General features: G+C 74.1%; 18 protein-coding genes and 1 pseudogene. 13 read left to right on the top strand and 6 right to left on the bottom strand.

What is annotated here, in order from left to right:
* Nucleotides 1-165: 165 nt before the first annotated feature.
* On the top strand, nucleotides 166-2,910 hold the full coding sequence (gene aceE, locus ACGF5C_RS10630) for a pyruvate dehydrogenase (acetyl-transferring), homodimeric type (protein ID WP_393299440.1): 2,745 nt from the start codon (nucleotides 166-168) through the stop codon (nucleotides 2,908-2,910).
* A 137-nt stretch (nucleotides 2,911-3,047) separates the two neighbouring features.
* On the opposite strand, the gene ACGF5C_RS10625 is transcribed toward aceE, so the two are convergent.
* Nucleotides 3,048-3,494 carry an SRPBCC family protein gene (locus ACGF5C_RS10625; protein WP_393299438.1) on the bottom strand — a complete coding sequence of 149 codons (447 nt, stop codon included), beginning with the start codon at nucleotides 3,492-3,494 and terminating at the stop codon, nucleotides 3,048-3,050.
* Nucleotides 3,495-3,681: 187 nt separating this feature from the next.
* Between ACGF5C_RS10625 and ACGF5C_RS10620 the strand changes: the two genes are divergently transcribed.
* The 3 genes from ACGF5C_RS10620 to gltX all read left to right on the top strand — a co-directional run bounded on the left by ACGF5C_RS10620 (nucleotide 3,682) and on the right by gltX (nucleotide 7,782).
* Nucleotides 3,682-5,013, top strand: a complete 1,332-nt coding sequence (locus ACGF5C_RS10620; RefSeq protein ID WP_393299435.1) for a GH1 family beta-glucosidase — start codon at nucleotides 3,682-3,684, stop codon at nucleotides 5,011-5,013.
* Nucleotides 5,010-6,287 (top strand): MFS transporter, encoded by a 1,278-nt coding sequence (locus tag ACGF5C_RS10615; RefSeq protein ID WP_393299432.1) that lies wholly within the window; start codon nucleotides 5,010-5,012, stop codon nucleotides 6,285-6,287. The genes ACGF5C_RS10620 and ACGF5C_RS10615 overlap by 4 nt, the downstream gene beginning before the upstream one ends.
* 85 nt (nucleotides 6,288-6,372) lie before the next feature.
* A complete protein-coding gene (gltX, locus tag ACGF5C_RS10610) occupies nucleotides 6,373-7,782 on the top strand; it encodes a glutamate--tRNA ligase (protein ID WP_393299429.1) in 1,410 nt (469 codons plus the stop codon).
* A 76-nt stretch (nucleotides 7,783-7,858) separates the two neighbouring features.
* Here the strand turns inward: gltX and ACGF5C_RS10605 are convergent, their stop codons facing one another.
* Entirely contained in the window at nucleotides 7,859-8,500 is a 642-nt protein-coding gene (locus tag ACGF5C_RS10605) for a copper resistance CopC family protein (RefSeq protein ID WP_393299426.1), read from the bottom strand.
* Nucleotides 8,501-8,726: 226 nt separating this feature from the next.
* Here ACGF5C_RS10605 and ACGF5C_RS10600 point away from each other — a divergent pair, with 226 nt between their 5' ends.
* A complete protein-coding gene (locus tag ACGF5C_RS10600; protein WP_393299423.1) occupies nucleotides 8,727-9,377 on the top strand; it encodes a hypothetical protein in 651 nt (216 codons plus the stop codon).
* A 108-nt stretch (nucleotides 9,378-9,485) separates the two neighbouring features.
* Here the strand turns inward: ACGF5C_RS10600 and ACGF5C_RS10595 are convergent, their stop codons facing one another.
* The 3 genes from ACGF5C_RS10595 to ACGF5C_RS10585 all read right to left on the bottom strand — a co-directional run bounded on the left by ACGF5C_RS10595 (nucleotide 9,486) and on the right by ACGF5C_RS10585 (nucleotide 10,579).
* Nucleotides 9,486-9,578 (bottom strand): zinc-binding dehydrogenase, encoded by a 93-nt coding sequence (locus tag ACGF5C_RS10595; RefSeq protein WP_393299420.1) that lies wholly within the window; start codon nucleotides 9,576-9,578, stop codon nucleotides 9,486-9,488.
* Between the two features lie 20 nt (nucleotides 9,579-9,598).
* Entirely contained in the window at nucleotides 9,599-9,943 is a 345-nt protein-coding gene (locus ACGF5C_RS10590) for a hypothetical protein (protein WP_393299417.1), read from the bottom strand.
* 96 nt (nucleotides 9,944-10,039) lie between these two features.
* The gene (locus ACGF5C_RS10585) at nucleotides 10,040-10,579 is read right to left on the bottom strand and encodes a hypothetical protein (RefSeq protein ID WP_393299414.1); all 540 of its coding nucleotides are present in this window, start codon (nucleotides 10,577-10,579) and stop codon (nucleotides 10,040-10,042) included.
* 266 nt (nucleotides 10,580-10,845) lie between these two features.
* Between ACGF5C_RS10585 and ACGF5C_RS10580 the strand changes: the two genes are divergently transcribed.
* The 8 genes and pseudogenes from ACGF5C_RS10580 to ACGF5C_RS10545 all read left to right on the top strand — a co-directional run bounded on the left by ACGF5C_RS10580 (nucleotide 10,846) and on the right by ACGF5C_RS10545 (nucleotide 19,264).
* On the top strand, nucleotides 10,846-12,036 hold the full coding sequence (locus ACGF5C_RS10580; RefSeq protein WP_393299411.1) for a sensor histidine kinase: 1,191 nt from the start codon (nucleotides 10,846-10,848) through the stop codon (nucleotides 12,034-12,036).
* Between the two features lie 16 nt (nucleotides 12,037-12,052).
* Nucleotides 12,053-12,721 carry a response regulator gene (locus tag ACGF5C_RS10575; RefSeq protein WP_393299408.1) on the top strand — a complete coding sequence of 223 codons (669 nt, stop codon included), beginning with the start codon at nucleotides 12,053-12,055 and terminating at the stop codon, nucleotides 12,719-12,721.
* Nucleotides 12,722-12,794: 73 nt separating this feature from the next.
* Nucleotides 12,795-14,072 (top strand): annotated as a pseudogene (locus ACGF5C_RS10570) (PucR family transcriptional regulator); the annotation flags it as partial.
* A 78-nt stretch (nucleotides 14,073-14,150) separates the two neighbouring features.
* Nucleotides 14,151-15,320: an acyltransferase domain-containing protein gene (locus ACGF5C_RS10565; RefSeq protein ID WP_393299405.1), complete on the top strand. Its 1,170-nt coding sequence runs from the start codon at nucleotides 14,151-14,153 to the stop codon at nucleotides 15,318-15,320.
* Nucleotides 15,317-16,261 carry a beta-ketoacyl-ACP synthase III gene (locus ACGF5C_RS10560; protein ID WP_357450886.1) on the top strand — a complete coding sequence of 315 codons (945 nt, stop codon included), beginning with the start codon at nucleotides 15,317-15,319 and terminating at the stop codon, nucleotides 16,259-16,261. The genes ACGF5C_RS10565 and ACGF5C_RS10560 overlap by 4 nt, the downstream gene beginning before the upstream one ends.
* Nucleotides 16,262-16,345: 84 nt before the next feature.
* On the top strand, nucleotides 16,346-16,585 hold the full coding sequence (locus tag ACGF5C_RS10555) for an acyl carrier protein (RefSeq protein ID WP_007072348.1): 240 nt from the start codon (nucleotides 16,346-16,348) through the stop codon (nucleotides 16,583-16,585).
* A gap of 2 nt (nucleotides 16,586-16,587) precedes the next feature.
* On the top strand, nucleotides 16,588-17,814 hold the full coding sequence (gene fabF, locus ACGF5C_RS10550) for a beta-ketoacyl-ACP synthase II (RefSeq protein ID WP_393299402.1): 1,227 nt from the start codon (nucleotides 16,588-16,590) through the stop codon (nucleotides 17,812-17,814).
* Nucleotides 17,815-17,875: 61 nt separating this feature from the next.
* Complete coding sequence (locus ACGF5C_RS10545; RefSeq protein WP_393299399.1) at nucleotides 17,876-19,264, top strand: acyl-CoA carboxylase subunit beta; 1,389 nt, start codon at nucleotides 17,876-17,878, stop codon at nucleotides 19,262-19,264.
* Between the two features lie 55 nt (nucleotides 19,265-19,319).
* Here the strand turns inward: ACGF5C_RS10545 and ACGF5C_RS10540 are convergent, their stop codons facing one another.
* Entirely contained in the window at nucleotides 19,320-19,538 is a 219-nt protein-coding gene (locus tag ACGF5C_RS10540; RefSeq protein ID WP_393299396.1) for a hypothetical protein, read from the bottom strand.
* Between the last annotated feature and the right edge of the window lie 59 nt (nucleotides 19,539-19,597).

Raw genomic sequence — 19,597 nt, 5'->3', positions numbered from 1 at the left:
CGGACCTGGACCGGCGGATCGACTGGTGGATCGCCGGTCGCAGAAAGTTACTGGCGGGTACCTGTGTTCAGCGTCGCGTCTCAGGGCGGTGGGCGTGACGGCGGGTGCCACCAGGGGGCAGGATGACGCTAGAGACCTATCCCACACAGAACCGAGGGAACGCCTGTGGCTACGGAACGCAAGCGCCCGGTGATCACCGCTGGTCTGCCGAGCCAGCTTCCGGACATCGACCCTGAAGAGACCAGCGAATGGGTCGAGTCGCTCGATGGTGTCATCGACGAGCGCGGAACCAAGCGCGCCCGCTATGTCATGCTGCGCCTGCTGGAGCGGGCCCGCGAGCGCCAGGTCGGGGTGCCGTCGCTGACCACCACCGACTACATCAACACCATCCCGCCGGAGCGCGAGCCGTGGTTCCCGGGTGACGAGCACGTGGAGCGGCGGATCCGGGCGTACGTCCGGTGGAACGCGGCCATGCTCGTGCACCGGGCGCAGCGCCCCGAGATCGGCGTCGGCGGACACATCTCCACCTTCGCCAGCTCCGCCTCCCTCTACGAGGTGGGCTTCAACCACTTCTTCCGGGGCAAGAACCACCCGGGCGGCGGCGACCACATCTTCTACCAGGGCCACGCCTCCCCCGGCATGTACGCGCGGGCGTTCCTCGAGGGGCGGCTGACCGAGCACCAGCTCGACGGCTTCCGCCAGGAGTTGTCCCACCCGGGTGGCGGCCTGCCGTCGTACCCGCACCCGCGGCTGATGCCGGACTTCTGGGAGTTCCCCACGGTCTCCATGGGCCTCGGCGGGCTGAACGCGATCTACCAGGCGCGGTTCAACCGCTACCTGCACCACCGGGGCATCAAGGACACCTCGGACCAGCACGTATGGGCGTACCTGGGCGACGGCGAGATGGACGAGCCGGAGACGCTCGGCGCGATCGGCGTGGCCGCCCGCGAGGAGCTGGACAACCTCACCTTCGTGATCAACTGCAACCTCCAGCGGCTCGACGGGCCGGTGCGGGGCAACGGCAAGGTCATGCAGGAGCTGGAGGCGTTCTTCCGGGGCGCCGGCTGGAACGTCATCAAGGTGGTCTGGGGCCGCGAGTGGGACCCGCTGCTGGCGGCGGACACCGACGGCGCGCTGGTCAACCTGATGAACACCACGCCCGACGGCGACTACCAGACCTACAAGGCGGAGTCCGGGGCGTACGTCCGGGAGCACTTCTTCGGCCGCGACCAGCGGACCCGCAAGATGGTCGAGGACCTCAGCGACGACGAGATCTGGAACCTCAAGCGGGGCGGGCACGACTACCGCAAGCTCTACGCGGCCTACAAGGCGGCGATGGAGCACACCGGCCAGCCGACCGTGATCCTGGCCAAGACGATCAAGGGCTGGACGCTCGGCTCGCACTTCGAGGGCCGCAACGCCACGCACCAGATGAAGAAGCTGACGCTGGAGGACCTGAAGACCTTCCGCGACCGGCTCTACCTGGACATCCCGGACAAGGTGCTGGAGGACAACCCCTACCTCCCGCCGTACTACAACCCGGGCGAGAAGTCCGACGAGATCGCCTACCTCAAGGAGCGGCGCCAGCAGCTCGGCGGCTACCTGCCGTCGCGGCGGCCGGGGAGCAAGCGGCTGGCCATCCCGGGCCCGGAGCGCTTCGCCGACGTCAAGCGCGGCTCGGGCAAGCAGAAGGTGGCCACCACCATGGCCTTCGTCCGCCTGCTCAAGGACGTGATGAAGGACAAGGAGTTCGGCAAGCGCTGGGTGCCGATCATCCCGGACGAGGCCCGCACCTTCGGCATGGACTCGCTCTTCCCGACGCAGAAGATCTACTCGCCACACGGCCAGCGCTACACCTCCGTCGACCGCGAGCTGTTCCTGTCGTACAAGGAGGCCGTCGGCGGGCAGATCCTGCACGAGGGCATCAACGAGGCCGGCTCGGTCGCCTCGTTCACCGCGGCGGGCTCGGCGTACGCGACGCACGACGAGCCGATGATCCCGATGTACATCTTCTACTCGATGTTCGGGTTCCAGCGCACCGCCGACGGGCTGTGGGCCGCCGCCGACCAGATGGCCCGGGGCTTCCTGCTCGGCGCCACCGCCGGCCGCACCACGCTCAACGGTGAGGGGCTCCAGCACGAGGACGGCCACTCGCTCCTGATCGCCGCCACCAACCCGGCGGTGGTCGCGTACGACCCGGCGTTCGCGTTCGAGATCGCGCACATCGTCGAGAACGGCCTGCACCGGATGTACGGCGAGGCGCAGGAGAACGTCTTCTACTACCTGACGATCTACAACGAGCCGATCCTCCAGCCGGCGGAGCCGGAGGGGGTGGACGTCGAGGGCGTGCTCAAGGGCATCTACCGCTACTCCCCCGCCCCGTCGGTGGGCGACGACGCGCCGAAGGCCAACGTGCTCGCCTCGGGCACCGGCATGCAGTGGGCGCTCAAGGCGCAGCAGCTGCTGGCCCAGGACTGGGGCGTGGCCGCCGACGTCTGGTCGGTGACCTCCTGGACGGAGCTGCGCCGGGACGCGGTGCAGTGCGAGGAGCACAACCTGCTCAACCCGGGCGCGGAGCAGCGGGTGCCGTACATCCAGCAGAAGCTGGCCGACGCCGAGGGCCCGAAGGTCGCGGTCAGCGACTGGATGCGCGCGGTGCCGGACCTGATCGCCCGCTGGGTGCCGGGTGACTACACGTCGCTCGGCACGGACGGGTTCGGCATGTCCGACACCCGGCACGCCCTGCGCCGGCACTTCCACGTCGACGCCGAGTCGGTGGTGGTCGCGACGCTGCGGCAGCTGGCCCTCCGCGGCACGGTGCCGGCGAGCGTGCCGGCCGAGGCGGCCAAGAAGTACGCCATCGAGGACGTCAACGCGGCCCCGGTCGGCGAGACCGGCGGCGACAGCTAGGACGCACGCACGAAGGGCCCGGCGCACCCGCGCCGGGCCCTTCGTCGTCGCCGGACGAGCGAACCGGCGGTGGTCCGGAGTCCCTGGCGGGGACACCGGGCCACCGCCGTCGCGGGTGGCGCCAGGACGTGCCCGGCTCAGCCGACGGCGGCCAGATCGGTCAGCCGGGCGAGCGAGTCCTCCAGGTCGGCGCCGACCCTGCGCAGGCCGAGGCGGAGCAGGGCGGCCTTGACCGGACCGGCCGGCCAGCGCACGACGATGAGTCGCACGATCGTCCCGCCCTCCTCCTCGTCCGCGGTGAGCTGGACGTAGATCTCGGTGCGCGCCTCCGCCCGGGCACCGGCGCCCTTGGCGCGTTCGCGCCAGCCGATCAGGGTCGGCTCCTGGTAGGCGATCACCTCGGCCTCATGCGCCGCGCCACGGCCGGCCTGGACCAGTTGTCGCCGCCCGAAGCCCTCTCCCGAGAGCACCTCGGCCGCACGGACCCCCGCCAGCCAGGCCGGCAACTGCTCGGCCCGCTGCACGACGTTCCAGACCGCTTCCACCGGCGCCATCACGTGCGCACTGCGTTCCACGAGGATCATTTCCGTCTTTCCTCCAGTGAGGACATCCCACGATATCGGCACTCTATGCGCAAATTCGGACGTACCTGGACGGGTTCGGAAAAAGACACGCCGAAATCCATTGCGCTACGGCGTCGTACGGCCTATGGCGCAACGCCCAGCCGCCCCCTAGAGTCGCGAGCACGATTCACGTACGACGGGAGGGCGCATGTCGACCGCAGCGATGCCCGAGTTCCCCGCCGGATTCCGCTGGGGAGTGTCCACCTCCGCCTACCAGATCGAGGGCGGCGTCGGCGAGGACGGGCGCGGCCCGTCCATCTGGGACACCTTCGCCCACGACCCCGGCCGCATCGCCGACGGCAGCACCGGCGACGTGGCCTGCGACCACTACCACCGGCACGCGGAGGACGTCGCGCTGCTGGCCGGGCTGGGCGTCTCGGCGTACCGCTTCTCCGTCGCCTGGCCCCGGGTGCGGCCCACCGGCGACGGCCCGGTCAACGCCGCCGGGCTGGACTTCTACGACCGGCTGGTCGACGACCTGCTGGCCCACGACATCGACCCGGTCGCCACCCTCTTCCACTGGGACCTGCCCCAGCCCCTAGAGGACGCCGGCGGCTGGCTCGCCCGGGACACCGCCCACCGGTTCGCCGAGTACGCCGACGCCACCGCCGCCCGCCTCGGCGACCGGGTGAAGCTCTGGATCACCCTCAACGAGCCGTTCATCCACATGAGCCTCGGCCACGGCACGGGCGAGCACGCCCCCGGGCGGACGCTGCTCTTCGACGCGTTCCCGGTCGCCCACCACCAACTCCTCGGGCACGGCCTCGCCGTCGCGGCGCTGCGGGCGCGCACCACGAGCCCGGTCGCCATCGCCAACAACTACTCGCCCGTGCGGCCGGCCGGCGACAGCGACGCCGACCGGGCGGCGGGCGCGGCGTACGAGGCGCTGCACAACCGGCTCTTCACCGACCCGCTGCTCGGCCGGGGCTACCCGGTCGGGCTCGGCTTCGACGAGACCGTGGTGCGCGACGGCGACCTGGCCGTCGTCGCCGCCCCGATCGACGTGCTCGGGGTCAACTACTACAACCCGACCGGCGTACGTGCCCCGGACGAGGGCTCGCCGCTGCCGTTCGAGCTGGTGCCGCTGGACGGGTACCCGCGCACCGCGTTCGACTGGCCGGTCGCCCCCGACGGGCTGCGTGAGCTGCTCGGCTGGCTGCACCGCACGTACGGCGACGACCTGCCGCCGATCCAGGTCACCGAGAGCGGCTGCGCGTACGACGACGTGCCCGACGCCGACGGCCGGGTGCACGACCCGGAACGGATCGCGTACCTCGACGGGCACCTGCGCGCGGTGCGGGCCGCGATGGACGAGGGCGTGGACGTGACCGGCTACTTCGTCTGGTCCCTGCTGGACAACTGGGAGTGGGCGGAGGGCTTCACCAAGCGCTTCGGCCTGGTGCACGTCGACTTCGACACGCAGGCCCGTACGCCCAAGTCCTCGTACGCCTGGTTCCGCGACCTGATCAGCCGGCCGTGACCACCGTCGACCCGACGCCCGGGTCGCTGCCGGCGGCGCTCGCCGAACCGACCGTGCCGGTCCGGCGGAGCTGGGTCGCGCTGGTCTTCGCCGCGAACCTCGGGGTCTGGATGGCGTTCTTCACGCCGATCCAGGTGCTGCTGCCGCAGCAGGTGGAACGGATCGCGCCGGCCGACAAGGAGGCCGTGCTCGCCGTGGTCACCGGGTTCGGCGCGCTCGCCGCGGTGCTCGCCAACCCCCTCGCCGGGGCGCTGTCGGACCGGACCTGCCTGCGGCTGGCCGGGCGGGAGTTCGGCCGCCGGCACGTCTGGACCGCCGGCGGCGCGGTACTCGGCGCGGCGGCCCTGGTGCTGCTGGCCCAGCAACGCACCGTCGCCGGGGTCGCGCTCGGCTGGGTCGCCGCCCAGGTCTGCTTCAACGCGATGCTGGCCAGCCTGACCGCCGCCGTGCCGGACCGGGTGCCCGTCGCCCAGCGAGGCGGTGTCTCCGGCTGGGTGGGTGTCCCCCAGGCGCTGGGGCTGGTGCTCGGGGTGGTGCTGGTCACCGCCCTGGTCACCGGCACCGCCGCCGGCTACCTGGCGGTGGCGGCGGCGGTGCTGCTGCTGTCCCTGCCGTTCGCGCTGCTCACCGCCGACGACCCGCTGCCCCGGGCGCACCGCCCGGCGCTGCGACCGCGCGCCCTGCTCGCCGCGATGTGGGTCTCGCCCCGTCGCCACCCCGACTTCGGCTGGGCCTGGATCACCCGGTTCCTGGTCCAGCTCGGCAACGCGCTCGGCACGCTCTACCTGCTCTACTTCCTCACCGACGAGGTGCGCCACGCCGACCCCGAGGGCGGCCTGCTGGTGCTGATCCTGCTCTACACCGCCGGCCTCGCGGGCACCGCCGTGGTGGCCGGCCGGCTGTCGGACCGGACCGGCCGGCGGAAGGTCTTCGTGATCACCGCCGGCGGGATCATGGCCGTCGCCGCGCTGCTGCTCGCCGCCGCCCCGGTCTGGCCGGTCGCGGTGGCCGCCGCGCTGCTGCTGGGCGCCGGCTACGGGGTCTACCTGTCGGTCGACGCCGCGCTCATCACCCAGGTGCTGCCGGCTGCGGCGGACCGGGCCAAGGACCTCGGCGTCATCAACATCGCCAACTCCGCCCCGCAGGTGCTCGGGCCGGCCATCTCCGCCCCGCTCGTGGTGCACCTCGGCGGTTACCGCGCGCTCTACGCGGTCACCGCCGCGGTCACCGTGCTGGGCAGCGTCCTGGTGCTGAAGATCCGCTCGGTGCCCTGAGGTGCAAGGAAGGGCCCCTTGCAATCGCCTGGCGATTGCAAGGGGCCCTTCCAAACCCGCTCGCGCGCCGCCGTAGGCTGGGGGCGTGACGGTACGTGTACGCTTCGCCCCTTCCCCGACCGGTATGTTCCACGTCGGCGGCGCCCGCTCCGCGCTGCAGAACTGGATCTACGCCAAGCAGCAGGGCGGGGTGTTCGTGCTCCGCATCGAGGACACCGACGCGGCGCGCAACAAGCCGGAGTGGACCGAGGGCATCCTCTCGGCGCTGGACTGGATCGGCATCGAGCGCGGCAGCTACGAGGGCCCCTACTTCCAGTCCCAGTACGCCGGCGAGCACCGGGCCGCCGCCGCGCGGCTGTACGAGTCCGGCCGGGCGTACTACTGCGACTGCACCCGGGAGGCCGTGCAGGCCCGCACCGGCTCGCAGTACCAGGGCTACGACGGCTTCTGCCGCGACCGCGGCCTGACGCCCGGCGAGGGCCGCGCCCTGCGCTTCCGCACGCCCGACGAGGGCGCGACCGTGGTGGTCGACCTGATCCGCGGCGAGCCGACGTTCGAGAACAAGCTGATCGAGGACTTCGTCATCGCCCGGGGCGACGGCTCGCCGGTGTTCCTGCTGGCCAACGTGGTCGACGACATGACCATGGGGATCACCCACGTGATCCGGGCCGAGGAACACCTGCCCAACACGCCGAAGCAGCAGCTGCTCTGGGACGCCCTCGGCGTCAAGCCGCCGGTCTGGGCGCACGTGCCGGTGGTGGTCAACGAGAAGCGGCAGAAGCTCTCCAAGCGGCGGGACAAGGTGGCCCTGGAGGCGTACCGGGACGAGGGCTACCTCGCCGCGGCGATGCGCAACTACCTGATGCTGCTCGGCTGGGCGCCCTCCGGCGACCGGGAGATCGTCCCGTGGTCGGTGATCGAGGAGGAGTTCCGGCTGGCGGAGGTCAACCCCTCGCCGGCGTTCTTCGACGAGAAGAAGCTGCGCGCGTTCAACGGCGAGTACATCCGGGCGCTGCCGGTCGAGGAGTTCGTCGAGGTCTGCCGGCCGTGGCTGACCGGCACCGGCACGATCGCCCCGCCGCCGTGGCAGCCGGAGGAGTTCGACGCGGACGCCTTCGCGGCCGTGGCCCCGCTGGCGCAGACCCGGATCGCGGTGCTCAGCGAGATCGTGCCGAACGTCGACTTCCTCTTCCTCGCCGCGCCGCTGGTCGACGAGGCCGCCTGGGCCAAGGCGATGAAGGAGGGCTCGGCGGAGCTGCTGGACGCCGCCACGGCGGCCTTCGAGGGGCTGGAGTCCTGGGACGCGGAGACGCTGAAGTCGACGCTGGAGGCGGTCGGCGCCGAGCGCGGCCTCAAGCTCGGCAAGGCCCAGGCGCCGGTGCGCGTCGCGGTCACCGGCCGCACGGTCGGGCTGCCGCTGTTCGAGTCGCTGGAGGTGCTCGGCCGCGAGCGCACCCTGAGCCGGCTGCGGGCCGCCCGGGTCCGCCTGGTCTGACCTCGGCAGATGTACCGTCAGCGCCCGGGCCGGTCCGACCGGCCCGGGCGCCGGCCTGTCGGGCCGGCGGTGGCGGTCAGCGGCGGGCGGAGCGGCGGCGGAGCAGCAGGCCCGCCGCGAGGGCGGCCAGCGACACGGCGCCGCCGAGCGCCCACAGCCAGCCCCGCCCCGCCGCGCCCTCGCTCCGCCCGGCCGCCGGCACCGCGGCCACCGTCGCGCCGCCGCCCGTCGGGGCGGGCGCGGCCGAGGTCGGCGCGGCGGAGCCGGTCGGCGACGGTACGGCCGACGCCGGCGCGGTCGGACCGGTCGACGGGGGCGGTTCGGCGGGGGTACCGGTGGTGAGGGTGAACCGCACCTCGCCGGAGACCGGGTGCCCGTCGCTGGACGCCAACCGGTAGCCGACGACGTACAGCCCCGCCTTGCCGGGGGTGAACGGGATGCTGACCCGGGAGCCGGAGAAGGTCGGCGGGCCGCCCGACGCGGCCACGTTGTCCGGCCCGGTGACTGTGATCTTCGTCGTGCCCGGGTCGGGCTTCGCCAGGAACCGGAGCTCGATCCGGGTCGGCGCCTCGGCCACCCGGGCGCCGTTGCGCGGATCGCTGCCGGTCAGCGAGTTGTGCGCGGTGGCCGGCGCGGCCGGCAGCGCCAGCGACACACCGAGCGCCACGCCGACCACCACTGGCCAGGTACGCGCCGCACGTGGGACCCTGCCCCCCATGAACCCCTCCGTAAAGGTACGATCCGCCCGCTGATCAACGGCTGCCGCTCATTTGTCGGGCCCAGATCGCAGATAGTTCCAATTACTGTTCCACGAGCTGCAACCGATCGACGTTCTGCGGAGTCTTGAGAGTGGGCACCCGATGTGTGCGGGTTCGGTCACTCCGTCGGCCAGGCAACGCGTGACCTGCAGCAAGCCATCCATCGAACGGGGCGAGGAGGCGGCGATGGTCCGGACGATGCGGCGACTGGGCGCGGTGCTGGCGGGCGGGCTCGCGGCGACGGCCCTGTCGCTCGGCCTCGCCGGGGCGGCGAAGGCGGCGCCGAAGCCGCCGCCCGCCGGCGTGGAGATCACCGGCGATGGCCTGGCCGAGCCGCTGCGGCTGCACGCCGACGCCCACCCGGCGCACGTCGTGGCGGTCATCGACCAGGTCAACTTCCTCGGCCGCGCCGGGCAGGCCCGTGGCCCGAAGGCGGCCGACCTCGGTCCGAAGTACACGGTCGTGGTGTTCGCCGGCGACGTTCCGAAGCAGACGTACGACCTCTACCCGAAGGCGGTCGGCGGCCCGCGGGTCTACCGGCCCGCCAAGCAGCCCGACTCCCGCAAGACCACCGCGGGGTGGTTCCTCGGCCGCCTCAGCATGTCGGAGACGCTCCGTACCGCCGGTGTGCCGCTGGAGCGGCAGTTCGACACGGTGAGCGGCGGCGTCGGCGGCGGCGAGCGGGTCATCCCGGAGGACGCGCTCAACCCGGCGAAGGACATCGACGAGGCCCTCGGCGAGCTGCAGCGACTGCTGCTGCTCAACGTGGCGGTGGTGCTGGTGATCACGTCCGGTCTCGCCGGGATCGCGCTGCTGGTCCGCCGCCGCACCCGCTGACGGCCCGCCCCCGCCGCCGTCACACGCACCGCCCCCGGGCCCGCCGCCGCCCGCCCGACCGGCCCGCCGCCGCCCGACCGGCCAGGCGGCCGGGCCGGGGTCGACGGGTCAGACCTCCAGGGCCATCCTGCCGCGGACGTGCCCCGCCGCCACGAGGCGGTGGGCGTCGGCGGCCTGCGCCAGCGGGAACGTCCGTGCCACGTGGACGGCGCCCCGTGGGGTCAGCACCAGCGGCGTGGCGGTCGCTCCCGGCGGACGACACGGTGCCGGGGGCGGACCGGGCCGTGCCGGTGCGCGCCGGCCCAACCGGGCAGGTCGCTGCGGCAGCCCTGCGCCGCCGCCGGCTCGACCTCGCCGGGGGGCAGGGCCGCCTCGGCGGCACGCTGCCGGGGCACCGGGGCGTCCTCGTCGGCGCGCTCCGCCGCACGACCAGGGGGCTCCGGCGCATGGGCCGGGAACCCGCCGGGCAGCCGGCGGTGGTGCTTGGCGGCCGCCTGCTGGTCGTGGTGGCCCGGCCGGCAGGGCTCACCCTGGGCGCAGCCGTGCTCGGCCTCCCCGTGCGCCATCCGGTCTCCTCACGCTCGCCACGCCCGCCGGGGTCGCCCCGACGTGCCCTGTCACCGTACTGGCCGGCACCGACGGGCCGTGCAGCCGGACCCGGGTCAGCGCCGCGCCCGGCGCGGGAAGATCGTCTCCCAGACCGGGAAGGCGACCAGCCAGATGACGATGGCGAGGGAGAGCCTGCCGATCCAGTTCGTCAGCTCCCGGGTCCGCTCGGCGTCGTCGACCCAGACGATCGCCGCCCCGAGCAGCGCGCAGGCGATCGCCCACCCGAGCAGGCCCTTGCCCCACTCCCGCCACTCGTGCCGGGTCCGCGCCCACCCGTGCCGCGGCGGCTTGACCGGCGGCGGGCCGCCGGCGAAGCGGTGCGCGAAGCGCTGGTCGGCCCAGCGGACCATCGAGTGCCCGAAGGCCACCGAGAAGCCGAGGTACGCGGCGGCCAGGCCGTGGGTGACGTCCGCGGTGGCGCCGCGCCGCAGGTCCAGCGCGCTCGCCGCGAGCAGCACCAGGTCCACCAGCGGTACGCAGACCAGCAGCGCGGCGCCCAGCCGCGGCCGGCGCAGCGGATACCGCGCGACCAGCCCGGCGGCGAGCACCACCCAGAACCCGATCTCGCAGGCGACGATGACTCCCAGCAGCATTCCTGCCCTCCCCGTTCGTGCCCCCACCACCCTGCCCCGCCCCGGGCGCGGGACCCTCACCGCCGAAGACGAGATCTTGCTCCCTCCTTCGACGGACCCACCCCCCACCGTCCCCACACCCGCCCCGTGGCCCTGCACCCGCGCTCCCGCCCCCCATCGGCACCCGGCCGGGCCGGGCGGCGTACATCTTTCGGTGGGGGTGGGGCGGGGCGGGCTCCTGCGGCGGTCGGAGCCCGGGCGGCGGCCGGTGTGGTGGGATCGGGGCCATGCGAGCGCCGACCTGGCTCGGGCCCGGCACCGCCGGCCGGGACCTGATGCTCGCCGCCGCGTCCCTGGCCGGCGGCGCGGTCATGTACGCCCTGGGCACGCAGCCGCAGTTGCCCTGGCATCCGGGCCTGCCGGAGCCGCTGTTCCTGCTGCCGCTGGCGGCGGCCTGCGTGGCGGTGGGCCTGCGCCGGGTCGCCAGCCGCAGCAGCCTGACTCTCGGCACCGTGGCGGTGGTGGTCGACCTCGCGATGGGCGGCTCGGTGGCCACCGTCCTCGTCTACACCCAGGTGCTCTACGACGCGTGCGTGTTCGGTTCGGCGCGGACCTGGCGCTGGCTGCTGCGGGTCATGGTCGGGCTGAGCGTGCTCGGCACGGCGGCGGGGGTGCTGCTGACCGGTGACTGGCGGGGCGTGGGTTTCGGGGTGTTGGTGGTGCTGGCCGGGGCGCTGCCGGTGCTCACCGGGATCAGCGTGCGGCAGTACCGGGACCAGGCGGCGGCCGAGCGGGCCCGGGCCGAGCAGACCGCGCGGTTGGTGGAGCTTGACCGGCGGCAGGCGGTCGGCGCGGAACGCGCCCGGATGGCCCGGGAGCTGCACGACGTGATCGCCAACCACCTGAGCGCCGTGGCGATCCACGCCACGGCCGCGCTCTCCGTGCCGGGGCTCGACCGGGCGCAGGTCCAGTCGGCGCTGCGGGTGATCCGGGAGAACAGCGTGCAGGGCCTGGCGGAGATGCGGCAGATGATCGGCCTGCTCCGGGAGCCGGCGGAGAGCGGGCCGGCCGTCGACGCGACGGACGAGACGACCCGGGCGCGGCTGAGCGAGGTCGACGGGCTGGTCGACCGGGCCCGCGCCGCCGGGCTGGCGGTGCGGGTGACCCGGCGCGGCGAGCCCCGCCCGCTGCCGGTCGGGGTGGACCTGGCCGCGTACCGGATCGTGCAGGAGTCGCTGACCAACGCGCTCAAGCACGGCGCCGGCGAGGCCGACCTGCTGGTCGCGTACGAGCCGGCGGGGGTGGTGGTGGGCGTGGACAACCCGGTGGGCGCCGGCGGTGGCGCGCCGGGCGGCGCCGGCGCCGGCCTGATCGGGATGCGGGAGCGGGCGGTGCTGCTCAACGGGCGGTTCGCCGCCGGCCCGGCGCAGGGCCGCTGGCGGGTACGGGTGGAGCTGCCGACGGGCGAGGCGGCATGAGGGGACGGGACGTGTCATGGCCGAGGTGATCCGGGTGCTGCTCGCCGACGACCAGCCGGCGGTGCGGGCCGGGCTGGCGCTGATCCTGGCCGGCGCGCCCGGCGTCGCCGTGGTGGGCGAGGCCGACGACGGCGCGGAGGCCGTCCGGCTGTGCCGCGAGCTGCGGCCCGACGTGGCGGTCATGGACGTGCGGATGCCCCGGCTGGACGGCATCTCGGCCACCCGGGAGATCGTCGCCGACCGGCTCGCCGACGTGCTCGTGCTCACCACCTTCGACCTCGACGAGTACGTCTTCGGCGCGCTGCGGGCCGGCGCGGCGGGCTTCGTGCTGAAGGACACCGACGCCGAGGGACTGGTGGCGGCGGTGCGGACGGTCGCCCGGGGCGAGGGGTTCATCGCCCCGGCGGTGACCCGCCGGCTGATCACCGCGTTCGCGGCGACCGCCCCGGCCGCCTCCGGGGCGACCCGGGCGGCGGTGGACGCGCTGACCCCCCGGGAGCGGGACGTGCTGGCCTGCCTCGGGCTCGGGCTGTCCAACCAGCAGATCGCCGACCGGCTGGCGATGGCGGAGAGCACCACCAAGACCCATGTCAGCCGGATCCTCGCCAAGCTGGGCCTGCGCAGCCGGGTGCAGGCCGCCATCCTGGCCCAGGAGCTGGGGCTGCCCGCTCCCCCGCCCGCCTGACCCGGCCCGCCGGCCTGCCGGCCCGCCCAGGGTAACCGCCGAGCGCGCGCCGCCCGGCGTGAAGGTCCAGGTCGGGACGTGTCAGGCTGGAGCGGTGAGCGAGCCGGGCGGTACGGAACTGTCGGCCACGCTGCGCCGGATCGAGCGGGCGGCGGGGGCGCTGGCCACCGCCAGCGTGGCCCGGATGGACGAGGCCCTGCCCTGGTTCCGTGACCTGCCCGCCGACCACCGTTCCTGGGTGATGCTGGTGGCCCAGGCCGGTGCCCGGTCGCTGGTGCAGTGGCTGCGCGACGGCGGTGGCACGGCGGACAGCACCCAGGAGGTCTCCGACGAGGTCTTCGCCACCGCGCCGCAGGCGCTGGCCCGCTCGATCAGCCTCCAGCAGACGGTGGCGCTGATCAAGGTGATGATCGACGTCGTCGAGGAGCAGGTCTCGCACCTGGCCGCGCCGGGCGAGGAGCAGCAGTTGCGCGAGGCGGTGCTGCGGTTCTCCCGGGAGATCGCCTTCGCCGCCGCCCGCGCGTACGCCCGGGCCGCCGAGTCCCGCGGCTCCTGGGACGCCCGGTTGCAGGCGTTGCTGGTGGACGCGCTGCTGCGGGGCGACTCGCCGGACGTGCTGGCCAGCCGCGCGGCGGCGCTCGGCTGGGCGGACGCCCCGCCGGTGGCGGTGGCCGTCGGCCGCTCCCCCGGCGGCGAGGTGTCCGCCGTGCTGCACACCGTGCACCGGCAGGCCCGGCGCATCGGCGCGGAGGTGATCGGCGGGGTGCACGGCGACCGGCTGGTCATCGTGCTCGGGGGCGCCGCCGATCCCGTCGCCGCCACCGTCAAGCTGCTCGGCGCGTTCGGCGACGGGCCGGTGGTGGTCGGCCCGGCCGTGCCGAGCCTGGACGAGGCGACCGAGTCGGCCCGCGCCGCGCTGGCCGGCTTCCGGGCCGCCCCCGCCTGGCCGACCGCGCCCCGGCCGGTGCCGGCGGGCGACCTGCTGCCGGAGCGCGCGCTGGCCGGTGACGCGGAGGCGCGCCGGCGGCTGCGGCACGACGTCTACGCCGCGCTCGTGCGGGCGGGTGGCGAGTTGCTGGAGACCCTCGACGCGTTCTTCGCGGCCGGCGGCACGCTGGAGAGCGCCGCCCGCGCCCTCTTCGTGCACCCGAACACGGTGCGCTACCGGCTGCGGCGGATCGCCGACGTGACCGGCTTCTCGCCGCTCACCGCGCGGGACGCGTTCGCCCTCCAGGTGGCGCTCACCGTCGGCCGGCTCGACCCGGTGGTCCCGGTGGTCCCAACCCAGACAATGACCCCAGCCGTCAGGAAAACATCACAGTCGGGTGACGATCACCGCCGATCTTTGTAGGAACCCTCCAAAGGTTCTAGTGCGGTTTGGTCGAGGGCGGCACAGCGCTACCCGCGCGTATCCGGGAGAGTCATAGACGTGCTCGCCGTACTCTCTCCCGGCCAGGGTTCCCAGAAACCCGGCTTCCTGACCCCCTGGCTCGACCTGCCCGGCGCCGAGGCCCGTCTGCGGTGGTGGTCGGCGATGGCCGGGGTCGACCTGGTGCACCTCGGCACCGCGGCCGACGCCGACGAGATCAAGGACACCGCCCGCACCCAGCCGCTGCTGGTCGCGGCGGCGCTGCTCGCCGCCGAACACCTGCCGACGCACGACGTCACCGTCACCGCCGGCCACAGCGTGGGCGAGCTGGGCGCGGCGGCGCTCGCCGGGGTGCTGCCCGCGGAGGCGGCGATCACCCTCGCCGGCGTACGCGGCCGCGAGATGGCCGACGCCTGCGCGCTGGAGCCGACCGGGATGGCCGCCGTGCTGGGCGGGGACCCCGACGAGGTGCTCGCCACGATCGCCGCGCACGGGCTGCACCCGGCCAACCGCAACGGCGCCGGCCAGTTCGTCGCCGCCGGCGCGGTCGCGGGCCTGGAGAAGCTCGCCGCCGAGCCGCCGACCAAGGCCCGGGTGATCCGCCTCAAGGTGGCCGGCGCCTTCCACACCCCGTACATGGCCCCCGCCGAGGCGGCGCTCGCCGCCGTCGCCGCCGGGATCACCCCCGCCGACCCGACCCGGATCCTGCTGTCCAACATCGACGGCGCCGCGGTCAACCACGGGCGCGACATGGTGCAGCGCCTGGTCCGGCAGGTCACCGCGCCGGTGCGCTGGGACCTCTGCATGCGCACGCTGGCCGACCTCGGGGTGACCGGCGTGATCGAGCTGCCCCCGGCGGGCACCCTCGCGGGCCTGGTCAAGCGGGAGCTCAAGGAGAGCGGCCTCCCGGAGATCGTCACCCTGAACACCCCGGACGACCTGCCCGCCGCACGGGACCTGATCGCCCGGCACGGGATGGCGCCGAGCCACGAGCCGACCATGCAGTTCCGCGTGGTGGTGGCCCCGTCGGCCGGCACCTTCGAGCCGGCGGAGGGCCTCGCCGAGGGCGAGACGCTCGACGCCGGGCAGGTCGTCGGCCACATCGCCACCCGGCAGGGCCCGGTCGAGGTGGCCGCCCACGCCAGCGGGGTGCTCACCGAGTGGCTCGCCCACCACGACGACCCGGTCGCGCCGGGCCAGCCGCTCGTTCGCATCGGAGGTCACGCATGACCGGCAGCCGGATCCTCGCCATGGGGCACTACCAGCCCTCCCGGGTGGTCACCAACGACGAGATCGCGCAGCTGGTGGAGACCAGCGACGAGTGGATCCGCGACCGGGTCGGCATCGTCACCCGACGGATCGCCGACGGCGAGTCGGTCACCGACATGGCCGCCGCCGCCGCCGGCAAGGCGCTGGCCAACGCCGGCCTCACCGCCGCCGACATCGACCTGGTCGTCGTGGCCACCTGCAGCGCCGTCGACCGCAGCCCGAACGTCGCCTGCCGGGTCGCCGCCAAGCTCGGCATCACCGCGCCCGGGGCGTACGACATCAACACGGCCTGCTCCGGTTTCGCCTACGCGCTGGGCACGGTGGACCACGCCGTCCGGGCCGGCGCCTCGCGCAACGCCCTGGTGATCGGCGCGGAGAAGCTCTCCGACATCGTCGACTGGACGGACCGCTCCACCTGCATCATCTTCGCCGACGGCGCGGGCGCCGCCGTGGTGACGGCCACCGCCGAGGACGAGCCCGCCGGCATCGGCCCGGTGGTCTGGGGTTCGGCCCCGGAGAAGAGCGACGCGGTACGCATCGAGGGCTGGCGCCCGTACATCCAGCAGGAGGGTCAGTCGGTCTTCCGCTGGGCCACCACCGAGCTGGCGCCGCTGGCCCGGCAGGCGTGCGAGCGCGCCGGGGTGGACCCGTCGGAGCTGGCCGCCTTCGTGCCGCACCAGGCCAACGCCCGGATCATCGACGGCATCGTGAAGCGGCTCGGCATCCCGAACGCGATCATCGCCAAGGACATCGTCGAGTCCGGCAACACCTCGGCGGCGAGCGTGCCGCTGGCCCTGTCCAAGCTGGTCGAGCGGCGGGAGGTGCCCTCGGGCGCCCCGGTGCTGCTCTTCGGCTTCGGCGGCGGCCTGACCTACGCCGGTCAGGTCGTCCGCTGCCCCTGAAGCCCCTCCGGCGCGCCAGCGCCGGGGAGTGACGGCCGGCGTCGTCGGCCGTCGAGTGAAACCGATGAGAGGAACCAAACCGCAATGACCCGTGACGAGATCACCGCCGGCCTCGCCGAGATCCTCGAAGAGGTTGCCGGGGTGAACCCGGACGACGTGGCCGAGGGGAAGTCCTTCACCGACGACCTGGACGTCGACTCGCTCTCCATGGTGGAGGTCGTGGTGGCGGCCGAGGAGAAGTTCGGCGTCAAGATCCCGGACAACGAGGTGCAGAACCTGAAGACCGTCGGGGACGCCGTCAGCTACATCGAGGCGCAGTCCTGATCATGGCGCACACCGACGTCGTCGTCACCGGGCTCGGCGCGACCACCCCGCTGGGCGGGGACGTCGCGTCGACCTGGGACGCCATGCTCGCCGGCCGCTCCGGGGTGAGTGCCCTCACCCCGGAGTGGGCCGCGCAGCTGCCGGTCCGGATCGCCGCCCAGCTCGCGGTGGATCCGGCCGGCCTGCTGGACCGGGTCAAGCTGCGCCGGCTGGACCGTTCCGAGGCGATCGCGATCATCGCGGCGCAGCAGGCCTGGGCGGACGCCGGCCTGGCCGACTCCGGGCTGGACCGGGAGCGGCTGGGCGTCAGCGTCGGCTCGGGCATCGGCGGCGCGCTGACCCTGCTCGCCCAGGACGACGTCCTGGAGGCGTCCGGGCCACGGCGGGTCTCCCCGCACACCATCCCGATGCTGATGCCGAACGGCCCCGCCGCCTGGGTGGGGCTGGAGCTGGGCGCGAGGGCGGGGGTGCACTCGGTGGCCAGCGCCTGCGCGACCGGTGCGGAGGCGATCGCGCTCGGCCTGGACATGATCCGCGCCGGCCGCGCCGACGTGGTGGTGGCCGGCGGCACCGAGGCGGTCATCCACCAGCTGCCGATCGCCGGCTTCAGCTCGATGCGGGCCATGTCGACGCGCAACGACGAGCCGGAGCGGGCCTCCCGGCCGTGGGACAAGGGCCGCGACGGCTTCGTGCTCGGCGAGGGCGCGGGCATCCTGGTGCTGGAGCGCGCGGACCACGCCGCCGCCCGGGGTGCCCGGGTGTACGCGCGCCTGGCCGGGGCCGGCATCACCTCCGACGGCTACGACATCGTGCAGCCCCACCCGGAGGGGGAGGGCGCGATCCGGGCCATCGCGAAGGCGATCGCCGACGCGGACGTCGCCAGGTCCGACATCACGCACGTCAACGCGCACGCCACGTCGACCCCGGTCGGTGACGTGGCGGAGATCAAGGCGCTGCACGAGGCGCTCGGCGACCACCCGGTGCTGTCCTCCACCAAGTCGATGTCCGGTCACCTGCTGGGTGCGGCGGGCGCGCTGGAGTCGATCGCCACCATCCTGGCGATCCGCGACAGTGTCGTGCCCCCGACGATCAACCTCGACGACCCGGACGACGGCCTCACCCTGGAGGTGGCCGCGAACAAGGCGCGCCACATGGACATCCCCGCCGCGCTGAACAACTCGTTCGGCTTCGGCGGGCACAACGTGGCTCTCGTCTTCACGCGGGCCTGAGACCACAGCCTTGGAGGCTCACGTGACCACCACCGCCGTTGGTGCGGACACTTCACCCGTCGTGGACTACCGAGATCCGGAGTTGCGGCTGCGGGCGCTGTTCGATGCCGGTTCGTTGCGGTTGATGGCGCCCCGGGACACCTCCGGCGTCCTGTGGGCGCGGGGCGAGATCGACGGCACGCCGGCGGTCGCGTACGCGACCGACGCCACGCGGATGGGCGGGGCGATGGGCACCGAGGGGTGCCGGCACGTCGTGGACGCCATCGACACCGCGGTGCGGGAGCGGGTGCCGGTGCTGGGGTTGTGGCACTCCGGTGGGGCCCGGTTGGCCGAGGGCGTGGTGGCGCTGGACGCGGTGGGTCAGGTGTTCGCCGCGATGGTGCGCGCGTCGGGGCGGGTGCCGCAGATCTCGATGGTGCTGGGTCCGGCGGCCGGCGGCGCGGCGTACGGGCCGGCGCTGACCGACATCGTGGTCATGAGCGGGGCCGGACGGATCTTCGTGACCGGTCCGGAGGTGGTACGCAGCGTCACCGGTGAGCAGGTCGACATGGAGCGGCTGGGCGGGCCGGAGCCGCACGGCCGCCGCTCCGGGGTGGTCCACGTGACGTGCAAGGACGACGAGTCGGCGCTGGCCGAGTCGCGCAAGCTCACCGCGCTGCTGGGACGCCAGGGGCGGCTGTCGCCCGACGACGTGGCGGTGGAGGGCGACCAGGGGCACGACCTGGCGGCGAAGATGCCGGTGGAGACGAACCGGGCCTACGACGTCAAGCCGGTGGTCAAGGCGCTGCTGGACGCTCCCGGGGTGGAGCTGCACGCCAAGTGGGCGCCGAACGTGGTCACCACCCTGGGCCGGTTCGCCGGCCGCACCGTCGGGGTGATCGCCAACAACCCGCTGCGCCTGGGCGGCTGCCTCGACGCCTCCAGCGCCGAGAAGGCGGCCCGGTTCGTGCGGATGTGCGACTCCCTCGGCGTGCCGCTGATCGTGCTGGTCGACGTGCCCGGCTACCTGCCCGGCCTCGGCCAGGAGTGGGACGGCGTGGTGCGCCGCGGCGCGAAGCTGCTGCACGCCTTCGCCGAGGCCGTAGTGCCGCGGGTGACCCTGGTGACCCGCAAGGCCTACGGCGGGGCGTACATCGCGATGAACTCCCGCTCCCTGGGGGCGACCGCCGTGTTCGCCTGGCCCCACGCCGAGGTCGCCGTCATGGGGGCCAGCGCCGCGGTCAACATCCTGCACCGCAAGAAGCTCGCCGCCGCCCCCGCCGAGGAACGCGAGACGCTGCGCGCGCAGCTGATCGAGGAACAGACCCGGGTCGCGGGCGGCGTCAACCGCGCCCTGGAGATCGGCGTGGTCGACGACGTCATCACCCCCGCCGAGACTCGTCGCCGCATCGCCGAGGCCCTCGCCGCCGCCCCGGCGGCCCGGGGCGCGCACGGCAACATCCCGCTGTAGTCGCACGTACCGTCGAGGGGCCCGCGCTCACCCGAGCGCGGGCCCCTCGCGTCGCTCAGCCCCGGTTGCGGGGGTGCCGGCGGGCGGTCCGCTCGTTGCCCCGGCGGTAGTTGCCGGTCCACCGGGCCATCACGAGCTGCGGGTCGTCGTCGATCTCGGCGAGGAACTCCGCCGCCCGGCCGCCGCGCAACGTGCCCGCCACCCGCCCGTGGTGGGTGATCACCACGGTGCCGTCCGACCGCGCGGCGTACGCGAAACCCTGTGCCGTTCCCATGTGCGCAGAGGGTGCCAGGTGCGGCGGGCGCCCGCGAGCCCGTTTCCGGGTTGACTCTC

The sequence above is a fragment of the Micromonospora sp. NPDC047620 genome, from assembly GCF_043205005.1.
GTDB lineage: Bacteria > Actinomycetota > Actinomycetes > Mycobacteriales > Micromonosporaceae > Micromonospora.
The sequence above is the reverse complement of the archived record's forward strand: the minus strand, read 5'-3'. Positions and strand labels throughout refer to the sequence as shown.